This window comes from Lacticaseibacillus paracasei subsp. paracasei (genome assembly GCF_000829035.1).
In the GTDB taxonomy this organism is placed as follows: Bacteria; Bacillota; Bacilli; order Lactobacillales; family Lactobacillaceae; genus Lacticaseibacillus; species Lacticaseibacillus paracasei.
The window spans coordinates 26,235-46,229 of record NZ_AP012541.1; the positions used below are offsets into that span (position 1 = coordinate 26,235).

At 45.3% G+C, this 19,995-nt stretch carries 21 protein-coding genes and 1 pseudogene; 14 read left to right on the plus strand and 8 right to left on the minus strand.

The annotated features are described in order from the left end of the window. Positions 1-74: 74 nt before the first annotated feature. The 3 genes from LBPC_RS00125 to LBPC_RS00135 are packed head-to-tail and all read left to right on the plus strand — an operon-like array spanning position 75 to position 1,801. Positions 75-626 carry a TetR/AcrR family transcriptional regulator gene (locus LBPC_RS00125; protein WP_016366194.1) on the plus strand — a complete coding sequence of 184 codons (552 nt, stop codon included), beginning with the start codon at positions 75-77 and terminating at the stop codon, positions 624-626. 43 nt (positions 627-669) lie between these two features. After that, positions 670-1,476 (plus strand): Cof-type HAD-IIB family hydrolase, encoded by an 807-nt coding sequence (locus LBPC_RS00130; protein ID WP_003662288.1) that lies wholly within the window; start codon positions 670-672, stop codon positions 1,474-1,476. 4 nt (positions 1,477-1,480) lie between these two features. Continuing rightward, positions 1,481-1,801 (plus strand): hypothetical protein, encoded by a 321-nt coding sequence (locus tag LBPC_RS00135; RefSeq protein ID WP_003662286.1) that lies wholly within the window; start codon positions 1,481-1,483, stop codon positions 1,799-1,801. 56 nt (positions 1,802-1,857) lie between these two features. Here LBPC_RS00135 and LBPC_RS00140 read toward each other — a convergent pair whose 3' ends face one another. Then, positions 1,858-2,631 (minus strand): sulfite exporter TauE/SafE family protein, encoded by a 774-nt coding sequence (locus LBPC_RS00140; RefSeq protein ID WP_003662284.1) that lies wholly within the window; start codon positions 2,629-2,631, stop codon positions 1,858-1,860. 177 nt (positions 2,632-2,808) lie between these two features. Between LBPC_RS00140 and LBPC_RS00145 the strand changes: the two genes are divergently transcribed. Further along, positions 2,809-3,414, plus strand: a complete 606-nt coding sequence (locus LBPC_RS00145; protein WP_003600709.1) for a TMEM175 family protein — start codon at positions 2,809-2,811, stop codon at positions 3,412-3,414. A 123-nt stretch (positions 3,415-3,537) separates the two neighbouring features. On the opposite strand, the gene LBPC_RS00150 is transcribed toward LBPC_RS00145, so the two are convergent. Both LBPC_RS00150 and LBPC_RS00155 read right to left on the minus strand, forming a co-directional pair. Continuing rightward, entirely contained in the window at positions 3,538-4,431 is an 894-nt protein-coding gene (locus LBPC_RS00150) for a magnesium transporter CorA family protein (RefSeq protein WP_003568507.1), read from the minus strand. A gap of 48 nt (positions 4,432-4,479) precedes the next feature. Beyond that, positions 4,480-5,118: a TetR/AcrR family transcriptional regulator gene (locus tag LBPC_RS00155; RefSeq protein ID WP_003662282.1), complete on the minus strand. Its 639-nt coding sequence runs from the start codon at positions 5,116-5,118 to the stop codon at positions 4,480-4,482. 228 nt (positions 5,119-5,346) lie between these two features. On the opposite strand from LBPC_RS00155, the gene LBPC_RS00160 reads away from it, so the two are divergent. Next, a complete protein-coding gene (locus LBPC_RS00160; protein WP_003568512.1) occupies positions 5,347-6,723 on the plus strand; it encodes an Nramp family divalent metal transporter in 1,377 nt (458 codons plus the stop codon). A gap of 222 nt (positions 6,724-6,945) precedes the next feature. Here LBPC_RS00160 and LBPC_RS00165 read toward each other — a convergent pair whose 3' ends face one another. Continuing rightward, positions 6,946-7,290, minus strand: a complete 345-nt coding sequence (locus LBPC_RS00165) for a hypothetical protein (RefSeq protein WP_003562527.1) — start codon at positions 7,288-7,290, stop codon at positions 6,946-6,948. A gap of 75 nt (positions 7,291-7,365) precedes the next feature. Continuing rightward, the gene (locus tag LBPC_RS00170) at positions 7,366-7,725 is read right to left on the minus strand and encodes a hypothetical protein (protein WP_003562540.1); all 360 of its coding nucleotides are present in this window, start codon (positions 7,723-7,725) and stop codon (positions 7,366-7,368) included. A gap of 240 nt (positions 7,726-7,965) precedes the next feature. Between LBPC_RS00170 and LBPC_RS00175 the strand changes: the two genes are divergently transcribed. Further along, positions 7,966-9,408 carry a C69 family dipeptidase gene (locus LBPC_RS00175; protein ID WP_003662276.1) on the plus strand — a complete coding sequence of 481 codons (1,443 nt, stop codon included), beginning with the start codon at positions 7,966-7,968 and terminating at the stop codon, positions 9,406-9,408. Between the two features lie 194 nt (positions 9,409-9,602). Beyond that, on the plus strand, positions 9,603-10,235 hold the full coding sequence (locus LBPC_RS00180; protein ID WP_003662275.1) for a DUF6198 family protein: 633 nt from the start codon (positions 9,603-9,605) through the stop codon (positions 10,233-10,235). 172 nt (positions 10,236-10,407) lie between these two features. On the opposite strand, the gene LBPC_RS00185 is transcribed toward LBPC_RS00180, so the two are convergent. Next, positions 10,408-11,019, minus strand: a complete 612-nt coding sequence (locus tag LBPC_RS00185; protein ID WP_032781128.1) for a hypothetical protein — start codon at positions 11,017-11,019, stop codon at positions 10,408-10,410. A gap of 881 nt (positions 11,020-11,900) precedes the next feature. On the opposite strand from LBPC_RS00185, the gene LBPC_RS00190 reads away from it, so the two are divergent. From LBPC_RS00190 to LBPC_RS00205, 5 genes and pseudogenes are all read left to right on the plus strand, one after another. Further along, positions 11,901-12,152: an IS3 family transposase gene (locus LBPC_RS00190; RefSeq protein ID WP_002816285.1), complete on the plus strand. Its 252-nt coding sequence runs from the start codon at positions 11,901-11,903 to the stop codon at positions 12,150-12,152. 17 nt (positions 12,153-12,169) lie between these two features. Then, entirely contained in the window at positions 12,170-13,048 is an 879-nt protein-coding gene (locus tag LBPC_RS00195; protein ID WP_274990968.1) for an IS3 family transposase, read from the plus strand. A 123-nt stretch (positions 13,049-13,171) separates the two neighbouring features. Then, positions 13,172-13,291: pseudogene (locus LBPC_RS14875) on the plus strand (GntR family transcriptional regulator); the annotation flags it as partial. Between the two features lie 276 nt (positions 13,292-13,567). After that, the gene (locus LBPC_RS00200; RefSeq protein WP_016383971.1) at positions 13,568-13,924 is read left to right on the plus strand and encodes a hypothetical protein; all 357 of its coding nucleotides are present in this window, start codon (positions 13,568-13,570) and stop codon (positions 13,922-13,924) included. 64 nt (positions 13,925-13,988) lie between these two features. Further along, complete coding sequence (locus tag LBPC_RS00205; protein ID WP_003562576.1) at positions 13,989-14,309, plus strand: hypothetical protein; 321 nt, start codon at positions 13,989-13,991, stop codon at positions 14,307-14,309. Between the two features lie 188 nt (positions 14,310-14,497). On the opposite strand, the gene LBPC_RS00210 is transcribed toward LBPC_RS00205, so the two are convergent. Next, positions 14,498-15,373, minus strand: coding sequence for an Rgg/GadR/MutR family transcriptional regulator (locus tag LBPC_RS00210; protein ID WP_003577278.1), 876 nt, complete (start codon positions 15,371-15,373; stop codon positions 14,498-14,500). A 91-nt stretch (positions 15,374-15,464) separates the two neighbouring features. Here LBPC_RS00210 and LBPC_RS00215 point away from each other — a divergent pair, with 91 nt between their 5' ends. Beyond that, positions 15,465-17,057, plus strand: a complete 1,593-nt coding sequence (locus LBPC_RS00215) for an ATP-binding cassette domain-containing protein (protein ID WP_003662262.1) — start codon at positions 15,465-15,467, stop codon at positions 17,055-17,057. Positions 17,058-17,393: 336 nt separating this feature from the next. Here the strand turns inward: LBPC_RS00215 and LBPC_RS00220 are convergent, their stop codons facing one another. Then, positions 17,394-18,767 carry an MFS transporter gene (locus LBPC_RS00220; RefSeq protein ID WP_016365799.1) on the minus strand — a complete coding sequence of 458 codons (1,374 nt, stop codon included), beginning with the start codon at positions 18,765-18,767 and terminating at the stop codon, positions 17,394-17,396. 135 nt (positions 18,768-18,902) lie between these two features. On the opposite strand from LBPC_RS00220, the gene LBPC_RS00225 reads away from it, so the two are divergent. Next, positions 18,903-19,919, plus strand: a complete 1,017-nt coding sequence (locus LBPC_RS00225; RefSeq protein WP_003596308.1) for an IS30 family transposase — start codon at positions 18,903-18,905, stop codon at positions 19,917-19,919. Positions 19,920-19,995: the final 76 nt, after the last annotated feature.

Consider the following 19,995-nt stretch of genomic DNA (forward strand, 5'->3'; position numbering starts at 1 on the left):
GGCCGTTCAAGGACAGAAATGGTCGTTTTGTTTTTAAATGGACAACTTGTTCAAATGATGTTCGGAGGATGACGATGTCGGGGACGAAGGATAATCGGCGGGTTCAGTATACGACGGATCGATTTAAAGACGCTTTGTTGCATATTTTGGCGACGAAACCATTGGATGAGGTCACGGTGACTGAGCTTTGTCGACAGGCAGATTTGAATCGCGGGACGTTTTACTTACATTTTCAATCTCCACGCGATTTGTTCGAACGCATTGAAATGGATTTGGTCGAGGCAATTCGGCCTTATCTAACGGTTAAAATAAACGATATGGCCACATGGTTGGTGCCGATTTTAAATGTCATTGCCAATCAGCCGCAAGCAGCAGCGATTATTTTGAATAATCCTGATAGCGTGGTGTTGAAGAAGATAACGGATCCAATTCGACAAAAAACAGAAACCAGCTATCAATCGTGGTATGGTGAGACCGACAAAAGTGTTCTCACTTACTACTACGCGTTCTTCATTGACGGGGCAATTGGCGTGCTGACAAAATGGTTGAAAAATGGCACGGTTGAGCATTCTGAACAGATTGCGGCGGTGATCGAAAATGTCGTGACTAAAGGCGCACCGCATTAAATTATAGCAAGTGAAATTAGACAAATAATATAGGGGAATTAGCATGCAGAATGTAAAATTAATTGCGAGTGACATGGACCAGACTTTACTGACAAGTGCAGGGACCTTGCCGCCGCATTTTGATCGTTATCTTCATCGCCTTGGCGAGGCTGGCATTGAGTTTGCCGTGGCTAGTGGACGGCCGCTTTATACGCTACAGGAAACTTTCCCACACTTTAGTGACCGAATTTCGATGGTCTGCGATAACGGCGGCCTTGTTTATTCGCACGGCCAATTAATCGGGAAAAGCCTGATCCCTGAGGAAAAATATCGTGAGATCGTGCAATTTATCATGACGAAAACAGACGGTGTTCCTGTCCTGTGTGCTTTGGATGCCGCGTATATTAATGCTACTGATGCCCAATATTCACCAGCTCTTTTGCCGTTTTATCACCAATTGAAAAAGGTGCCGGATTTGTTAACGCAGTCGCTGGCAGTTGATAAGGTGACAATTTATTTTCCAAATAAAGACAGCCGCAAAAATTCCGAACGTTATTTCCGCCCAGTATTTGGCAAGAATTATACCGTTCAAGTCAGCGGTGAGACTTGGCTAGATATTCAGAACCTCGGCGTGAACAAGGGCCGCGGCATGCGAATTTTGAGTCGTCATTTTGATATTCCTACGACACAAATGATGGCGTTTGGCGATTATGATAATGATATTCCAATGCTAGAAACGGTTGGTTACAGTTACATCATGGCCAATGCAACGCAAGGCATGGCGCAACATGCCAAATATCGCACGCGGAGTAACGATGAATTCGGCGTCTTGCATGTGATGGATCAGGTGTTACAAGCGCAAGAAGGCTAGGCTAATGGCAGTTATCTCAATACGTGTGGCAATTGGTGTATACGGCTTTTTGATGTTATTAACAGCGTGGCAAGCATGGCAGAAAAAACAAGGGGATGTCCGTTTAGACCAACTGACGGCCCTGGCTGCGGCCTTAGTGATGACTGCGGCAATTATTCCTGATAAGTTCAGTGCGCTCACCGTTTTATTGATTGGGTTATTGGCTTTGTCCACGGTGACATGGTTCAATGGCGTCGCGGTATACGGTAAACCGCATGTGAATCATCACATCATCAGATTACTGGTCCATCTTGTTTTGTTTGGGTTAGCGGTGTGGCTGTTTTGAGTAATTAAAAAGCAGTATCACTTGTGAAGGCAAGCGATACTGCTTTTTAATACTGGTTAAAGATAAGCCTGCGCAAATAACTTGGCTGCTAACAAAAAGGCTAAGGCTGCGATGATGAATCGTAACAGTTGAACCGGCAGGCGGCGGGCAATGATGGGGCCGATATAGCCACCGATGAACAGACCGATGCCGAGCGGGATGACCATGAGCCATTCAATTTTGGTGGTGAAGGCGTAAATGACGGTGGCGATGGCATTGGCGGCGAATCCGGTCAAATTCTTCATGGAATTGGAGACGATGAAAGGTTGATCAACGGTCAAGGTTAAGGTTGCCAGCATGACCACACCCGTAGCGGCGCCGAAATAGCCAGCATAGGCGCCAGTAACAAAAATGACGATGGTTTGAGCGGCTTCTTGTCCAAATGTTAAGGTGCGTGCCGGTTCTCCGGGACGATGTTCTTGAGTTGGCAGTCGGCCGCTGAAGAGTAGTAACAGGCCCGCGGCAATGATGAAGAAAGGCACAACTTTTTCAAATGTGGCTGCCGGGGCGATCAGCAACAAGGCACTGCCAAAAATACTACCAAGTGATACCAGTAAGATCAGCCGCCAGAGAAATTTACCGCGGCCACGGAGTTCTGGCAGTGAGGATACAGCCGAGCCAACCCCAGTAAAAACGAGTGCTGCGGTATTTGTGACGTTAGCAATGACCGGCGGCACGCCAATTGCAAGCAAGGCTGGGTACGAAACCAGTGAAGCCAAGCCAGCTAAAGTAGACGTTAGTCCAGCACCGATCCCGGCAATCAGTAGAAAGGCAAAGATCGAAAAATTCATATTGCTCCTCCAAGAATTTGAATGGACGTCATCTAGCGCATTTAGAAATGCCGTGTGTCAGGTCGGACTGTGACCATGGGGCACTCACAGTTTTTTTACGCTGTCGAACGTTGATAGGTCAATCATACGCTAAAGCACCGTCATTTGGGGTTATGATAAAAAGCGAAGAAGGGACAGATGCACATGTTTGAAAATAGTAAGAGCCGACTTGATGCCATTTCTGACGGCGTTTTTGCGGTTGTGCTGACATTAATGGTGTTGGACATTAAGGTGCCTAAAACACTGACCATAGCAGATCTTTATGCGACTGGTTTCTCTGTCGTCATTTACTTTATCAGTTTTGCGGTGGTCGGCCAATACTGGACATTTCACCAAGAACTACTACATACCGTTACGCAACCGAGCACTAATTTCTTAGTATTAAATTTTTTCTATCTTGTGTTCATCTGTTTAGTGCCATTTGCGACCAGTTTCATCGGTGACCATCCAGGCAGTCGGATCAGTGCAACATTATTTGCCATCATTATTTTTATGGTCGATTTGTTTCAATTTATTTTGTTCCGATCCGTCATTGGCGAACGACCAAAAAAGGAAAACCTAAATGCCCATGATTGGGAGGAATATCGCGCGGTATCACTCATGGTGCTCGTCGCCATTGTTTACATTCTGGTGGGCTTGCTGCTGCCGAAGTGGATTCTTGTTGTGATTGCCCTCGGTTTAGGCGCACGAACCCTGAATAATACAATTGGACGCCGGCTTCAGCGCCAAAGCAAAGCTAAGTAAAGGCGAATAATTTTTCGCATAATGGGAAACGTTCTTTTCTTTCCCATGAATGACCTAGTGAGCTTTAAAGACCCCAGTGCCATGCCGGAGATTGCGGAGTTTGGCACGGCTGAGTTAGATTGTTCAATTTTTCCGAATGTACCGATTAAGCAGCAATCCCAATGCGATCCACAAGATGGCCGCGATGATAATCGTGATAATCCAGCCGAGTGGTTCGTGGGCGAAAGGCAGGGGCACGTTCATGCCAAAAAAGCCGGAAACGATGGTCGGCACGGTGAGCAAAATCGACCATACTGTCATGAACCGCATGATGTCATTCAAGTTATTATTCAAAACGGTGTTGTAGCTATCCGTTAAGTGATCCAAGGTGTGGGAAGACAAGTTCATCATTTCCGCAATCTGATCGGCTTCAATGATGACATCCTCCAGTTGTTCCCCTTGTGTGCCAGTGATGCCAGGCACACGGGTTGACGCGTGGATCTGTTTCAAAACAGCGGCATTTTGGATCGTTGCTCGAACCAAAAAATCAGCACTCAAGGCAAGTTCGGCGATTTTCAACAAGTCTTTTTTGGTCGTGTGTTCACGTAAGCGTGTGGCAATTTGACGACGAGTGGCGTCTTGCTGCTTCACCAGTGTGACAAAATTATCGGTGATAGCAAGCAGGCATTGCCACAAAAGGCTGTATACCGATTCGCTGCCAAATCGCGCAACCGTTTTGGCGATGGCGGCATTGGTATTGTTCACATCATGGCTGCCAACTGTGATGAGGCGGTCATCGGTGACGAGAAACGCCATGGGTTCAGAAAGGTAGCCATCGGTATCAGGTTTATCGCTAGGCACATTATAAATCAGCAGAAAAGTGTCACTCTCTGCATCGTATTCCATATGCGGTTGCTCGTAATCGTCACGGGCGTATCCCAGCATTTCATCGGTGATACCAAAATCAATTTGTAATTGTGTCAGTCCTGACGCATCGTCGCGCGTGACCGGACGCCAGGTTTCAGTAGGGGTTGGCATTAGCAAAAGTCCTTTTCAAAACAGAAGTGAGCGGTAAGTAGCAGGTGGCTAGTTCGGCGATAAGGCCTTGATAGCGGCGGTGATCGCGTGATTGACGGTATTGGCGTCCAAAGGTTGGTCAAAATACAAGAAGCCTAAAATCAAGCCACCGGTCATCGACCACATTGTTCGCAGAATATCTTCAAGCGGCCAATCAACAATCAAACCGCGCTTTACCATCGCGTTCAGGTCATGTGTCATGGATTCCCAATAATGGGTGGTGAAACCATCAACGACCTGAGCCCGCACCTGCGTATCATTCAGTAATTCCGACAGTACAATTTTGATGATCTGGGCATTATCTTTTAAAAAAGTCACGCGATCCTTTATTAACACCGTCAAGAAAGTTTCCAATGAGACATAGTCCTGATGGAGGCGAGACTTAATGAAATCGTCCAACTCATCAGGGAACATTTGACTCAGCACCGGTGCGATGATGGCATTGAGCAAGCCGCGTTTATTGGTAAAGCGGCTGTAAATATTCCCCTCGGCCACCCCAGCTCGCAAAGCAATTTCTTTGGTACTGGCCGCGGCGTATCCTTTTTCAGCAAAAACCTCAATGGCCGCAATGATGATGAGTTTCTGCTTAGCGGTGAAATTGGTAAAAAGTTGCGTCTGATGCAAGATGTTGTCTGCTGAGCTGGCCATACGTCAGGATCCCTTCTCATGGGTTTGAGTGAAAACTTAAAGTCAACAAGTTGGTCCCATTATAGCACGCAGCCTGTTGCCTCAATAGCGATTTTGGCGAATAAGTTAAGCAAGCCTAACCTTTTTCTTGACCTGTATCCAAAAGGGTGTATATTTATGTCGGACGATGTTGAGTAAATACTCAAATTAGACCCAAATTTCAAGCCAATGGAAAGAGGGCTTCACACAATGGCATCAGAAGATAAAAAATCAAAACGCGAACACATTATTCACTTCGAAGATACGCCAAGCAAAAGTCTTGATGAGGTGAATGGCAGTGTTGAAGTACCGCACAATGCGGGCTTTTGGAAAACTTTAGCAGCTTATACTGGCCCAGGCATCCTAGTTGCCGTTGGGTATATGGATCCTGGTAACTGGATCACCAGTATTGCCGGTGGCGCTTCATTTAAATATTCCTTGCTATCTGTCATTCTTATTTCCAGTCTGATTGCGATGCTGCTGCAAGCCATGGCGGCTCGTCTTGGTATTGTGACCGGCAGAGATTTAGCGCAGATGACACGTGATCACACCAGCAAAGCGATGGGCGGTTTTCTTTGGGTCATTACAGAACTTGCGATTATGGCGACTGATATCGCCGAAATCATTGGCTCTGCCATTGCCTTGAAGTTACTGTTCAACATGCCGCTGATTGTCGGCATCATTATCACGACCGCCGATGTGCTGATCCTCTTACTGCTCATGCGCCTCGGTTTCCGTAAGATTGAGGCGGTTGTTGCGACCTTAGTGCTGGTTATCTTATTGGTTTTCGCTTATGAAGTGATTCTCGCGCAACCAAATGTCCCGGAACTGCTGAAAGGCTATCTGCCACACGCGGATATCGTGACCAACAAATCAATGCTCTATCTCTCTTTGGGGATTGTTGGTGCCACGGTGATGCCGCATGACCTGTTCCTCGGCTCCTCGATTTCGCAAACACGAAAAATTGATCGCACGAAGCACGAAGAAGTCAAAAAGGCGATTAAGTTCTCCACCATTGATTCCAACCTGCAACTGACCATGGCTTTCATTGTCAACTCACTACTGCTGATTCTTGGCGCAGCGCTGTTCTTCGGCACCAGTAGCTCAGTTGGCCGCTTCGTTGATCTTTTCAACGCATTAAGCAACTCCCAGATTGTCGGTGCGATCGCCAGCCCGATGCTTTCCATGTTGTTCGCGGTTGCGCTGCTCGCATCCGGCCAAAGCTCCACGATTACAGGAACACTTGCCGGTCAGATTATCATGGAAGGCTTCATTCATTTGAAAATGCCGCTCTGGGCCCAACGACTTTTGACTCGGCTCATGTCCGTGACCCCAGTGCTCATCTTCGCGATTTACTACCATGGCAACGAAGCCAAAATCGAAAACCTGTTGACCTTCTCGCAGGTCTTCCTCAGTATCGCATTACCATTCGCCGTCATCCCGCTAGTGCTCTACACTAGTGATAAAAAAATCATGGGTGAGTTCGCCAACCGTGCTTGGGTGAAGTGGACAGCATGGTTCATCAGTGGGGTCCTGATCATTTTGAACCTTTACCTGATTGCGCAGACGTTAGGGTTTGTTAAATAAGTCATTGTAGCAAGCAAAAGCCGCTCGATTCGCTGATCGAGCGGCTTTTAGTGTCGATTTATTTAAAAAGGGGACAGTTGACTCATCAAATTTCGGCGTAAGGGCAGCGAGTGTTATTGGCGCTGATGTCCTAGTATATAGTAGCTGAACCAGAGCCATAGTCATTGTGATAACAGCAAATATTGCCGTCACGAAGGAGAGTGGACCTGCGTTCAATTGACATCAGTTATACCAAGTCATGGTGGCAAAGCTCAAACCAAATGTCTGAACAGCGTAACGATTCGGCCGGGCACTCGTCATTTTGAGTTCTTCGTGGGAAACCGGTGAAGGCTTAACGTAATAGACAGTGCCATCATTGTCATGACTATACGCAGGAGCATAAGCATTTTCGGATGACCGCGCAATCTTCGCGCAAAAGGCACTTTGAAAGTATCCATGCATCAAAAGCTGCGTTCTGACTGCCAGTGTTGGTGTTAGGTGACCGAGCACAAAGAGGCCAATGATGGTGCCGATGATCAGTTTAAGTACTTGGTTCGACGAAGGTTTAGTATAGGAAAAAACGCCCATTTCTTGAACCGAAAAGAGAGCTTTATGAGCTTAAATCTTTCTCATAAGCCCCTTAAGCTAAGTCGCTATTTGATCTTAGCTCTCAATTGACTTTTGACATGCCATTAATTTATCAAGTGTCTCTGTATACTTTTTTCTGTCTGCTGCATTGAGGCCATTGAAAACGGTGATGGGGACAGAAGTATTGTACTTTTGAATTAGGTTAGAAATATCTTTGACTAACTCTGCCAGAACATTACTAGACTTAGTGTTTTCGTAATATCCACGTTTTGGAGAAACCAAACGACCGGTTGTCCGAAGTCGCCGTAATACGCCAGCGATTTGTCCGTCAGAAAATTCTTCTTTAAAAGCAGTGTAAATTTCTTCCGCTTTAACAATACGGTGCTTTTCTCCAACAAATTTTGTGATCTGAGACGCTAAATTATTTGATTCCATTTTGATTTTCCCCCTTGCGACTAAAAAGCCAGAAGTATAATTCATGCTACGAACCGATTTTATCCCCATGTGTTCAACATGTCAAACGTTTAAACAAGCAACAATATCGACTAAATCATAAAATGCCAAACATTCCAAAAATGACCATCTAACTTACCACGTTCGCCTCTCCCTTTTACTTTTCAGCATCATTAGTACGAACCAGTGCTATCATAAAGTCATCTGAAAGGAAGCGTGGCTATGGATCAGTTTGTGAATCACTTGAGTTGTACAGCGTTGCTTGTTGGTAAGAAGGCGTCGGTTGATGGATCGACGATGATTGCGCGAAATGAGGATGCTAGCGGTGGGATTAATCCGAAGCGTTTCATTGTTGTGCAGCCGGCTGATCAGCCGCAACGGTACGTATCGACATTGAATGGGTTTCAGTTGGATTTACCGCAAACACCGTTGCAGTATACTTGCACGCCGGTTGCTGATCAAAGTCATGGGACTTGGGGTGAAGCTGGTATCAACAGCGAGAATGTGGCGATGAGTGCAACTGAAACTGAGTTCACAAACACCACAATGCTGGGATTGGACCCGCTTGAGCCGGACGGTATTGGTGAAGAGGCCATGTTGACGGTGGTATTGCCTTATATTCACAACGCTCGCGAAGGTGTCGAACGCCTGGGCGAGTTGGTCACCAAGTATGGTACCTGCGAAAGTAATGGGATCGCCTTTTCTGATGCTAACGAAATCTGGTATTTTGAAACAGTTGGCGGCCATCACTGGGCGGCGGAACGGATTCCTGATGATCGTTATGTGCTGGCTCCGAATCAAACTGGTATTCAGGAGATTGATTTTCAGGCACCGGAACATTACAAGTACAGTGCTGATCTCAAAGACTTTGCAGCTAAGTATCATTTGAATAAGGCAAAGGAAGGGTTCAATTTTCGAGACATTTTCGGTGAAGATACGCAGGCCGATCATTATTACAATACGCCGCGGGTTTGGTATGCCCAGAAAATGCTGAATCCTGAAATTGATCAAGATCCTGAAAGCCGAACGATGCCGTTTAGTCGTGTCCCGAGTCACTTGATTTCAGTCGAAGATGTAGCGATGGTATTGAGCAGTCATTACCAAGCCACCGACTTTGATCCTTACGGGCAGACCGGCACGCCTGAGACGCGGCGGCGCTATCGTCCGATTGGCATGAATCGCAATCAAGAAATGCATATTCTACAAATTCGGCCAAATATGCCGAAGAGTCATGCTGCCATTCACTGGCTTGCGGAAGGCGTTAATATTTTCAACAGCCCGGTACCATTTTTCGCCAATTGCACAACGACACCGGAGAATTTCCAGTACACGCCGATTGATAAAAGTTCAACCGATAGCTTCTATTGGCTCAACAAGCTAATCGCTATGGTGGCTGATCCGTTGTTTGCAGAACATGACTGGGATGCCGAGTTCGCCGTATCTGAAAGTCGCAAGTTTGGTTTCGCTGCCGGCCGTGCCGCTGTGGCCAAAGGGGATGCGGCTTTTGCCGATGTCAAACCAGAAGATCTGCCAGCGTGGCATGATGCGTTGAACGCCGAAACGGCAGCGACGATCACGAATGACCTACAATACCTCTTACACCAGCTGGTTTGCATCCGCGCGGAGAAAATGACACCAAGCTTTGAAAAAGGCGGGGAACTTTAATCGGACTGCGAACTTAGCGCAGGTGCGACCGGTAAAAGAAGCAGTATGTCAAAAAAATAAACGCTCAGTCCTACTGACGGATTTTCATCAGCGGGGCTGGGCGTTTATAATAGGCAATATGCTTTTGACAAGTATATTGACAGAAAGAAGGTCATCGCATTAAAAATACGAAAACAGAACGCTGGATCGGTTTGATGGTTGGCTTAGTTCTGAACGCTGCCGGAAATGGCCTTTGTATTGTTGGGGCTATGGGCAGTGGCTTATGGACGGCGGCCGCCATTAACTTGAATGACTGGCAAGGGTGGAATATTGGCGCGGTACTGTTTACCTTTGGGGTACTGAACGCGCTATCGAATCTGTTGTTAATTCGGCGCTGGGATTGGCCGCGGTTGATCGGCGAAGTGATTTATACACTGTTCTTCAGCTATTTTGTCAATGTCTTTACTTGGCTATTCACATGGCTCGGACTTGGCAACTGGCCAATGGTGGCGCGCATTTTCGTCTCCTGCTTCGGGGTCTTCTGTTTTTGTGTAGCGATTTCGCTCTATCAACGCGCCAACATCATCATGCATCCAAACGATGACACCACCAATATCCTGCGATTTCTCTATTTTCAAGGCAACGCCACTGCTTCCCAGATTACTGATTTTATCCCCCCAATCATCGTGATCGTAGTTGCGTGGATCGCGACAGGTAAGCTCTTAGGCATCAATATCGCGACATTGTTCTCATTTCTCGGCAACGGCATCATCATTGCATGGGCAGACGAGCATGTTTGGCCGCGGTTGGTACATAACTTTAAGGTGAAGCCTAGCGAAGCGAAATGATATGCCTATTTTCCTCAATAATCGTTCCTTGGGATGCAAATAAAGCTATAAACGTTTTGCACAAAAAAGGCTCCGCAACTGACTTGATTGTCTGCGGAACCTTCTTTTAGTACATGGTTGATCGAATTTAAACTTACTGTGATTTTCGTGCTGATGACTGTAAACCAGTCGATTAAAAGAAAATCTTGGGTAAATAATACGGCGTTACTGAACTTGGGATGCCGTTGGTGACGGCTAGGAAGGTGAAACCATACACCACCATCAGGAACATAACTAGCATAAACAAGTAGCATTCTTTTTGTCGCTGCAAGATGGTTGGCGAAGTCCATAGTAAGTCTTCGGGTCGATGGCTGGCATCTTCAATGAGCGCCAGTAAGCGGGAATATTGATACCACCACGTCATGACACCAAAGGACCCCACGATGCTTGCCAAAATCAGCAGCAAATTCCGCGAGCCATCTGATTGGCTTAAGGCCCAGAGGCGAGTCATGCCAACGGGAACGAGATTGAAAAGCAGTCCAAACTGAATACTTACTGCACCGACAAAAAGTGTCGCCGTTATGATCAAGAAGATGCGCGAAATAATTCGCAATATTCTGAGTAGCAGATGCCGTGCGTAAATTGTTTTCTTATAAAAAACACGCGCATGGTAGATTTGTTCTCGGGTCATCTGCGGAAGTCTTTCCTGCTGAAAGGAAATAGCTTTCTCATCTTCGACTCGAATGATTCGTGCTGGCACAAAGAAAATTGCGAAGATGACTAATATGACTATCAGACGCAACATGAGGAATCCTTTCTGAGGTTGATTTTGAGTTGCTGATAGAAAGCAAAGTGGCATTAAGGATGAGTGGCGATATCTGAATGCCAAAGGTGAGAACTCCAGTTCATGAGTTGGGTATTATGGTTTAGGTTGATGTCTTGATTCTTAACAACGCTGTTTTTAAATATCCAAGTATGAGTTTTAGTGAGTCGTGAATTCGTTGAGGCGACGATATATGGAGCTGTATTTATTCTAGTATAAAACACGCCCTTACGTTGGTAGACATTATAACGAATAGTCATAATCATAGTAGTTCTTTCAGAAACTGTTAACACGTAATGCTTGTTTTTGATGGTTATAGGTATGGGGCGAGAATCGTACATGACACTGGTTGGAACTTCCCCACCCGTTGACAAACTTGTTTCATGTGTAGACATCAGAAGCATGAATAAGCTCAGCCCTAAGGCAATGTAGAGAGCTACCTTCGTCCAATTTTTAGTTTTCTTAATTGGTTGCTCTAGATAACCCACATTCAGAGTCATGATGGCACAACAGAGAACCCAAAAAGCAGCTAGCGGTTTGAAGGAGAACCCAGTTAGACATCAATAGAACACCGATAAAAGTTAGTGAGAATAGTATAAGAGGGGGACTAATCCTAAATTTGTTTTTCATTTTTCACCTCAGTTCAGGTTGGAACGACGGCGGCTTGTTGTTAATGATTTATAGCAATTTCCAAACATATAGTTAGTTAGACTTTAAAAACCCCCGATTCAAGAAATCGGGGAGGATAATCACTTTGATTACAGATGCCGATTAATAAACTGTGGATGTAAGCTGATTCCTGAGACAACTTTTAAGAGAGGGTATAATGAATAAATCGTCTCTCAAAAGGAAGGAATTTTTACATGCCAACTCGTTACGACAAAGAATTCAAACAAAACATTATCAACCTATATAAGCAAGGCGAATCAGCTGCTCAACTGGCCAGAGAATATGGCATTGGCTATTCAACAGTTCATAAGTGGATCCAGGGCCAGGCCAAAACTCAATCCGGTAAATCGCCAGACGAAATCAAAGCGATGGAAAAGCGACTGGCTTCGCTGTCTGAGGAGAACGAAATCCTAAAAAAAGCCCTGGGCTTCCTTGCGCAGAAGTAACCAATATCTTTGATTACATTCACCAAGAAAGCCATCACCACCAGGTAACCAAGATGTGCCGAATCCTCGGTGTTTCCAGAGCTCAGTATTATCGTTATCGATCCCCCAAACCTTCAAAATGCCGGGCCGAAGATGCGGACTTGAAACAACGGATTCTGGGGATCTTTGCGGAATTTAAGCAGCGATACGGTGTTATGAAGATCCACCATGAATTGAATCTGGAACTTCAACCACTGCAGCTTCGGTGCAGTCCACGACGGATTTCCCGGCTCATGAAGGAACTGGATATCCACTCCGTTACCGTCAATAAGTGGAAAGCGGCTTCGGCTTCCAAAACCAAGGTTGAACAGCGTCCCAACTTGCTTAAGCAGGATTTCTCGACCACTGGTTTAAATCAAAAATGGACCGCTGATATGACCTATATTCAAACGAAGCGTAATGGCTGGTGTTACTTATCAACCATCATGGACCTGCACTCACGACGGATTATCGGCTATTCGTTCTCAAAAAAGATGGATACTGATTTAGTCTTAAAGACCCTTGAAAGCGCGGTTAAAAATCGAACCATTACTGGGGACCTGATTATCCATACGGATTTAGGATCACAGTATACCAGCGATGATTACAATCAACGTTTAACTGAACTACATATCCGCCACTCATACAGCCGTAAGGGTTGTCCGTATGATAATGCGCCAATGGAATCCTTTCACGCTTCCCTCAAAAAGGAATGTGTTTATCCAGTGCCGGTCTTTGAAGATTATGAAACTGCCGCTGCCGTCCTTTTTGAATATGTGCATGCTTTCTACAATAGGAAGAGAATTCATAGTTCACTGGGCTACCAGACCCCCTTACAAGTTGAAATTGCAACACTTACGAGCCAAATGGCCGCCTGATTTAATGCTTTCCAGGGTTCAAATAAGTTATTAATCGCGATTAATGATTTATTTGAGCTGTGGAAGGTAAACGCGGTTCTGAATGTCTCTTAAAATCTGTCTCAAATATTGACTTCAATCCAGTTGGCAAGTCAGATGGCCACCGATCACTTGTTAGCAGTTGGTAAAGATGTCAAATCAGTTTTAACCACTTATCCTGATTATTTTAAAAGTCATGAATCGAACGAGCCTCAGTTAACCTGACTGTGTTCTTGCTCGCGGAATGATTCAGTTAATCAATGACGTCTGAAAACGTAGATTTTTAACAATCCTGTTTTCAGGCGTTTTTGTGTACGGTCAGCTAAGTTCTGTGCATCGTGGGTGCTGAAACTTCGGCAATAAAAAATAACGACAAGCCCGCTCATTGACGTTAATCGGCGAAAACCCAACGTTTATTTTTTGAGGAACACAAAATTTCCGTGCACGATTACAATTAAAAGAAGAATCGACTTTTTGCAGAATGCCGAGATGGAGCACTTTATGTCAGTTAAATCAGTCTGGAGAACGCATTATCGAAATGGCTTTCGTGTCAATCAAGAACTGGGGATGCCTTATCATTTGTATTGCGGATTAAAAGCCACACTGATGGCGCTGCCTTATGGTGTCTTCGTCAGTTCCTTAGGGCCAAACTGGTCGTGGTGGGGGCTTCTTTCAGGCAGCTTATTGTGGCTATTCTTTTGCTTCAATTTTGAGATATACGTTCATCAGCATATTCAAACCAGAACGCTCGCTGCCATGTGGGTTTCCAAGGGACAATGGCTGACGAGACTGGGGGGAACAGTCCTGATTTGTGGCGTTTTCGTATATCTGCATATTTTTTATATAGCAGCGCCATGACACAGCTGCTTTGCTATTCAGAAAGTTGCTTGTAAATGGAGAAGGATTAGAAAGCGAGGATATTATGAAAGCTGTCTATAAAGGCCGTTCAGCTGACGTTTGGGAGATTAGTCAAACCAATGAACGACCGGCTTGGGTTAAAGCCGCTTTTGAAGAGAACTATCTATGTTGGTTAGACAATCACCTACGCATTTTAATGAGTGGACTGAACCCGTCGCTTGGCGCAAACTTAAAAACCGCCGCGGTTGGTACGATCGGCGGCGGTTTTGCTGGCTATAACATGTATGCGCTTGGGTATCTAGGTGATTATCTAGATGTTACGAATCATCGAGTTGTTTCGAAGAAAAAGTTTTTGAAGCAGTATCAGATTCAAGGGAATGCCTAGCTAGTCATTTTTTGTATATTGATAAGCTGGCTTCAAGACAAAACAAAAGAATCTGAAATTCCTAAACACTTGGAATCTCAGATTCTTTTTCTTTCCTAAAACTTTTTTTCAAGCGGAGACCTATAAGCAATCTATTGGGTAATTGCCGCTGCTATTATTCACGCAATCGGGGAGGCCGGCTTTTCGTTTCAAATATGATACAAGCCAAATTCTGGCAAATCTTTTTTTAAAGCGTCAACGAAGTCCACACAGTTTCCCGCCTTTAAAGCAGACAAAGCAGCACCAACTAGTTGTCTGCCTTCAGCTTCTTTCCCCGTCCTAAATAGCAATATTCCCTTATAGTAATTCAATAGCACGCGCTCTAATAGAAAAGATTCCGGTAAATCTTTTTGCTCAAGAACGGCTAGCGCTTTTAAAGCATGCTGGATTTTTCCGTACCGAATCAGCAGTCCCACTGTGTTTAGCAAGACATTCATACATGTCTCGTAAGTATTCGGTAGACCAATGTAGATAGCGCATTTGTCTAATAGGGTTTGTGAAAATACGGTGATAGTTTCAATGGGAAGCTGGGTCATTGTATTGCCGTAGAGGACGAGTTCAAAGTTTCCCCAGTCCTCACACTGAAATAAATAATCCGTTAGTACATTCAAGGGAACATGGCTAGGTAGGGGTTTCTTTTCTACCTCTGCGCGAACACATTCAGCCATAATCCAGTTCAGCTGATCAAAAATCAAATGCGAGTTTTGGCAACGCGCATATTCGGTGTCGACTAAGTGATTAAGTCCTTGAACATTATGACTTAGAGCAAGTTGCGTTAATTCGGTTGATAACTTGTTGTCATATAAAGGTTCAAAATGGTTCATGACAACTGTAAATTCAAAGGGGGTCACATAGATTTCCTTAAGCAAATGGAAGAATCTTTTGGTTGATAGATCTGATGTACCATTCTCAAATTTTGAAATCATACCCTTTGAGACAACATCGTCTGCTAAGGCGCTAAGGCTTATGCCTCGCGACTCTCTCAAGTACTTAAATGTTGCGCCAAAATTTTCGATGATGAGCATCTCCTCGTTTCGTTTTCGAAACATAACTATTGAAACTCAGTTTAGCGGTTATCGTATGAAGTATCAATAAAGGTCGGAGGAGTGCTTAATCATGAAAACATATTTAAGACATCAGCGAGGCCGCACAGGGATCAACATTGTTTGGATTATTGTGAACGTCCTTTTGTACACAGGCACATCAGTTCTCTTAACTTTTACAACGAATGCCATTTTTTCGAGGGATATGAAGGCACTCTTACTGTGGTCCGCCATTAATCTTTCAGTTTGGGGAACTTTTTTGATTAGCAATTATTTTCAGGCGGTTTTTCAAGAAAAACTCACGCAGCGGATTATGATTGATGTGCGTGATACCATTTCGAGAATGATTGTCGGAAGTTCTTATGCACAGTATCACAAACAAACAACTGGAGAGTATCTTTCTGAATATGTTAATGATGTTGGCAACATTGAAAGTAACGCCATTAAGAACTTATTCTCGTTGCTGTCTGATGGGACTACCGTTGTCTTCGCAACCATAGCACTTGCTGCTTATCACTTACTATTCATCCCAATGATTCTTTTCTTATCGATATTGATGCTGAAAATTCCTTCTCGTCTAGGTAAGCCAATGACCGTGGCGACGACAGAAATGTCAAACGGGAATGCGGCGTTCTCGAATCAAGTGACCAATGTTCTTAACGGATTTGATGTTTTATTAAATGCAAATAAATTAAGCAAACTTCAAGAACTGGTAAAAACGGCTGCCAAAAGATATGCGGAAGTGAAAGTTTCATACACTAAAACCAACGCTCGCATTTCTAATTCAATAGCAGCTTTAAGTATCTTCTGTCAGGTCATGGTCGATATTATGACCAGTATTTTGGCCATCCTTGGTGCTATTCCACTTGGGGCAATTAGTTCAACCGGCAGTATTGCTGCTAGTATTTTTAATTCTTTGTCTAGCCTTAGCAACGATGCCGTGCAGATTAAAGCAACGCACCCATTATTTGATAAAGTCATTCAAGGATCTTCTAAGTCGGCAATGGCAAACGAAAGCACCCAAGAACCAGCATTTCAGCACGCTTTAAAGGTGGTTGATCTTAGCTATTCGATTAATGGGAACGAGATACTTGATCACTTGAACCTCACATTTGAACGAGGAGGAAAATATGCGATCGTTGGTCGAAGCGGTGTCGGGAAGAGTACCTTATTGAAAATTTTAGATGGTCAAATCACGGATTATACTGGACATGTTTATATTGACGACCAAGATTTGCGGACGATGACAATGACAGCATTAACAAAAATTTCTCAATACGTTGATCAAAATGTCTATTTATTCAATGATTCAGTGGCGAACAACACGTCGCTTTGGGCAAACAAGCAAAAATCTGGGGACAGTTTGCAACAGGCACTATTAAAGGCAAAGGTAGATTTCGTTAAGTCATCAGATCAAATGATTGAAGAGAACGGCCAAAATTTGTCTGGCGGTCAAAAACAACGCTTAGCATTAGCAAGATTTTTCTACTCACCAAAACCAATTGCATTTGTTGACGAAGGCACATCTGCGTTAGACGCAGAAACTGCTAGACAAGTTACCAAGCAATTTTTGAATGACCCTGATATGACCTTGATTGAGGTGAGTCATCACCTTGATGCGCAGTTGAAGGGGGCATACGATCAAGTGATCAATTTAGGCGCATGACTTGGCATGTTGCCAGACTTGATCGAACAAATGTTTCAAAAAGTACTCGGAACTGATTCTTTCAATGTCCCGGGTTTTTGTTTTGTACCAAAAAATTCCCGATTTCTCGGGAATTTCTGTTGCTATTTGGTTTTCACTCTTTAACAAGGAAACTAAGAGTGTAGATTATTCGCTTGCGACCCAACCGTAGTTTCCTAATTGTTTGAATGAAAAAACGTCATCCCAAAGAGCTTTTTCTGTTTCGCTGAATGAAAAATTGTCAGACAGTTTCTTACAAGTAGGGTCTTTATGGCATCATAACGGCGCGAACATCCTAGACGCTCTTTTAGACGCTGCTTACTGCTGATCCGCCCGCAACCGCCATTGCACAACAAAGGTCAACACAGCAAGTACCGCGAGCACGATGAAGTCGATTTGACTCCCTGTCGCGTCGGCGCCCACTGGAGAGAGGCGGTGTTGCAAGGTGATGATGGCTGATAAGCTGGCAGTGCCTAGTGAGCCGGCGTATTGCTGAATGGTATTGAACAAGGCGTTGATGTCTGCTTTGGCTGAGCCGGTTACCATGGTGCTGGCGTCTGACATGGTGTTGCCGAAGCCGAGGTTGAAGCCCATGCGGAAAATGATATAAAAGCCGACAATCAAGGGGATGCTCAGCTGGTGGGTGAAGATGCCGAGCAAGATAGCGCCGACGAACATGGCGGTATTACTTGTCAGGAGCAGGCGACGTGCGCCGAACCGATCATACAAGGCGCCGCCAATGGGTGAAACCGCCGCACCGATCAATGAACCGGGCAGCAAAATCAGGCCGGCCACAGAAGCATTGGTATGCAGGACGTTTTCGGCGAAAATTGGAATAACGAAAGCAATGCCAATATTGCTGAATTGTAAAATAAAGAAGTTAATGGCGCGTGCCCGAATACCAGCCTTTTTGAAAAGCGAAAAGTTAAGCAGCGGTGTGGCTGTATGTTTTAAGTGATAGCTCATCCCAACAATAGCGACAGCCAAAGCCGCGACATAGCCCCAAAAGCCAGCAGTCAGCCCAGATGCTGTGAATTGATCCAGCACTTCGATGAGTGAGAACAGACCAAGTCCAAGCAGCAGCAAACCTAGAAAGTCAAAACAATCAGTCGTCGTCTGCGCTTTAACGCGAATCGTGGCTTCGCCCAAGGACCAGACGAGCAGGATAACTGGCAGTACCAGCCAAAAAATCATCCGCCATGAGGCATAATATGTCAGTAAACCGCCATAAGTTGGCCCAAGCGCAGGGGCCAGTGACGTCACAACACTGGCCATCCCCACGTAAATCCCGAGGTGGACTTGCGGGATCATGGTCAGAATCAAATGAAACATCAACGGGGTCGAGACCCCAGTTGCCAGGGCCTGCAACAAACGGCCAGCAAACAAAATTGGAAAACTCGGTGCCCAGATACACAATAAGGTTCCGGCCAGGCTGCAAAGAATGGCAGTTCGAAACAAGCGCCGTGTATCAAATCGTCGCAATAAAAAAGCGGTTGTGCTCATGACCAAGGTAACCATCAGCAAATAACCTGATGTGAGCCATTGCACTGTCGACAATGAAACATGCAGCGTTTTGATAAGCGTTGGAAAGGTAACGTTCATGGAAGTCTCAACCAGAATACCGACAAACGTCAGTAATCCTGCTGATAAAATAGCCAATTGCGTGCGATGTGAAACTGGTGAAGTTGTCATGGGAGTGCCTTCATTTCTATCATTTAACCTGATCCCCAGTTTACAATTCAAGTGCAACACCCTGACGACTAGACCATAAAGGCCATGAAGACCTATTCTTGTTAGTGCTAGCTAAACAAGAAAGCAGGAATCTTCATGACCCACTCTCAGACTAACACCCACAAGCATTACCAACAACTCAGTTTTAGCGACCGTGCTACAATTCAGGCCCTTCAGGCTGCTGGTGACACCGCGACCGTGATTGCACAGAAGCTTCATCGCAGTAAAGCGACAATCTCACGAGAAATCACGCGTGGATCTGTAACTCAGCTCGACTCGAAGCGTCACTCGCATCAAGTCTATCTTGCGGAAACTGCCCAAGCCATGCACGACCGTAAACGCGATAGAACCGGTCACTACGCCTTTCTTAAGACCGGCCGTGCGTTCTTCAAGGCTCTCGCCAGGGAGCTTACTCGTAAGCCGCGCGTACACAGCGTTGATAGCTTCGTACACTTCTATCGCGACCAGGGCAAGGCTTGCCCTTCAACGACAACTGTGTATCGCTACATCGACGCCGGGCTGCTTGAGCTAGACAACATGACACTTCCCAAGAAGCTCCGACGCCGCATCAAAGGCTATAAGAACGCCCACAAGCGCAAGAATAAGAAGATATACGGCGACTCAATCGAGTTGCGTCCTGCGGCCGTGAATGACCGCACAGGCGTGGGACATTGGGAAGGCGACTTGGTCAAAGGTATTCGCTTAGCTGATGAGCCAGCATTAATGACGCTCACAGAACGGTACAGCCGGACTGAGATCATCGTCAAGATTCCTGACTATCATGCGGGCACCTGCCTTAAAGCCTTGCAGGACACGATCGACGACTACGGGGCCAAGGAATTTGAGAGTATCACTTTTGACAATGGTTCCGAGTTTGCCAAGTTATCAGAGATTGTTGGAACCCAGATTTACTTCGCACATCCGTACTCGCCTTGGGAGCGTGGCACAAACGAGAACGCCAATGGACTGCTTAGGGAATTCTTCCCGAAAGGGAAGTCTCTCAGAGCAATTACCCTGGTTGAAATTCAAGCAGTCCAATCCGCACTGAACCATCGTCCCAGACGTATTCTGAACTATCTTCGCCCATGCGATTACTACCGATGCATGGCGTAACAGCCTAGACCACTATCAAGAATTCGTTATCATCGTTGCACTTGACTTGAAAATTGAGGTCATTTAACCTGATACA

Excerpts from the sequence above, each read along its gene's own strand:
- LBPC_RS00160 (WP_003568512.1), top strand. The coding sequence starts at position 5,347 with ATGGCATCAGAAGATAAAAAATCAAAACGCGAACACATTATTCACTTC.
- LBPC_RS00180 (WP_003662275.1), top strand. The coding sequence starts at position 9,603 with ATGGTTGGCTTAGTTCTGAACGCTGCCGGAAATGGCCTTTGTATTGTT.
- LBPC_RS00210 (WP_003577278.1), bottom strand. The coding sequence starts at position 15,373 with ATGCTCATCATCGAAAATTTTGGCGCAACATTTAAGTACTTGAGAGAG.
- LBPC_RS00155 (WP_003662282.1), bottom strand. The coding sequence starts at position 5,118 with ATGGCCAGCTCAGCAGACAACATCTTGCATCAGACGCAACTTTTTACC.
- LBPC_RS00150 (WP_003568507.1), bottom strand. The coding sequence starts at position 4,431 with ATGCCAACCCCTACTGAAACCTGGCGTCCGGTCACGCGCGACGATGCG.
- LBPC_RS00140 (WP_003662284.1), bottom strand. The coding sequence starts at position 2,631 with ATGAATTTTTCGATCTTTGCCTTTCTACTGATTGCCGGGATCGGTGCT.
- LBPC_RS00220 (WP_016365799.1), bottom strand. The coding sequence starts at position 18,767 with ATGACAACTTCACCAGTTTCACATCGCACGCAATTGGCTATTTTATCA.
- LBPC_RS00200 (WP_016383971.1), top strand. The coding sequence starts at position 13,568 with ATGTCAGTTAAATCAGTCTGGAGAACGCATTATCGAAATGGCTTTCGT.
- LBPC_RS00190 (WP_002816285.1), top strand. The coding sequence starts at position 11,901 with ATGCCAACTCGTTACGACAAAGAATTCAAACAAAACATTATCAACCTA.
- LBPC_RS00215 (WP_003662262.1), top strand. The coding sequence starts at position 15,465 with ATGAAAACATATTTAAGACATCAGCGAGGCCGCACAGGGATCAACATT.
- LBPC_RS00205 (WP_003562576.1), top strand. The coding sequence starts at position 13,989 with ATGAAAGCTGTCTATAAAGGCCGTTCAGCTGACGTTTGGGAGATTAGT.
- LBPC_RS00135 (WP_003662286.1), top strand. The coding sequence starts at position 1,481 with ATGGCAGTTATCTCAATACGTGTGGCAATTGGTGTATACGGCTTTTTG.
- LBPC_RS00130 (WP_003662288.1), top strand. The coding sequence starts at position 670 with ATGCAGAATGTAAAATTAATTGCGAGTGACATGGACCAGACTTTACTG.
- LBPC_RS00165 (WP_003562527.1), bottom strand. The coding sequence starts at position 7,290 with ATGGGCGTTTTTTCCTATACTAAACCTTCGTCGAACCAAGTACTTAAA.
- LBPC_RS00225 (WP_003596308.1), top strand. The coding sequence starts at position 18,903 with ATGACCCACTCTCAGACTAACACCCACAAGCATTACCAACAACTCAGT.
- LBPC_RS00170 (WP_003562540.1), bottom strand. The coding sequence starts at position 7,725 with ATGGAATCAAATAATTTAGCGTCTCAGATCACAAAATTTGTTGGAGAA.
- LBPC_RS00185 (WP_032781128.1), bottom strand. The coding sequence starts at position 11,019 with ATGTTGCGTCTGATAGTCATATTAGTCATCTTCGCAATTTTCTTTGTG.
- LBPC_RS00145 (WP_003600709.1), top strand. The coding sequence starts at position 2,809 with ATGCACATGTTTGAAAATAGTAAGAGCCGACTTGATGCCATTTCTGAC.
- LBPC_RS00125 (WP_016366194.1), top strand. The coding sequence starts at position 75 with ATGTCGGGGACGAAGGATAATCGGCGGGTTCAGTATACGACGGATCGA.
- LBPC_RS00175 (WP_003662276.1), top strand. The coding sequence starts at position 7,966 with ATGGATCAGTTTGTGAATCACTTGAGTTGTACAGCGTTGCTTGTTGGT.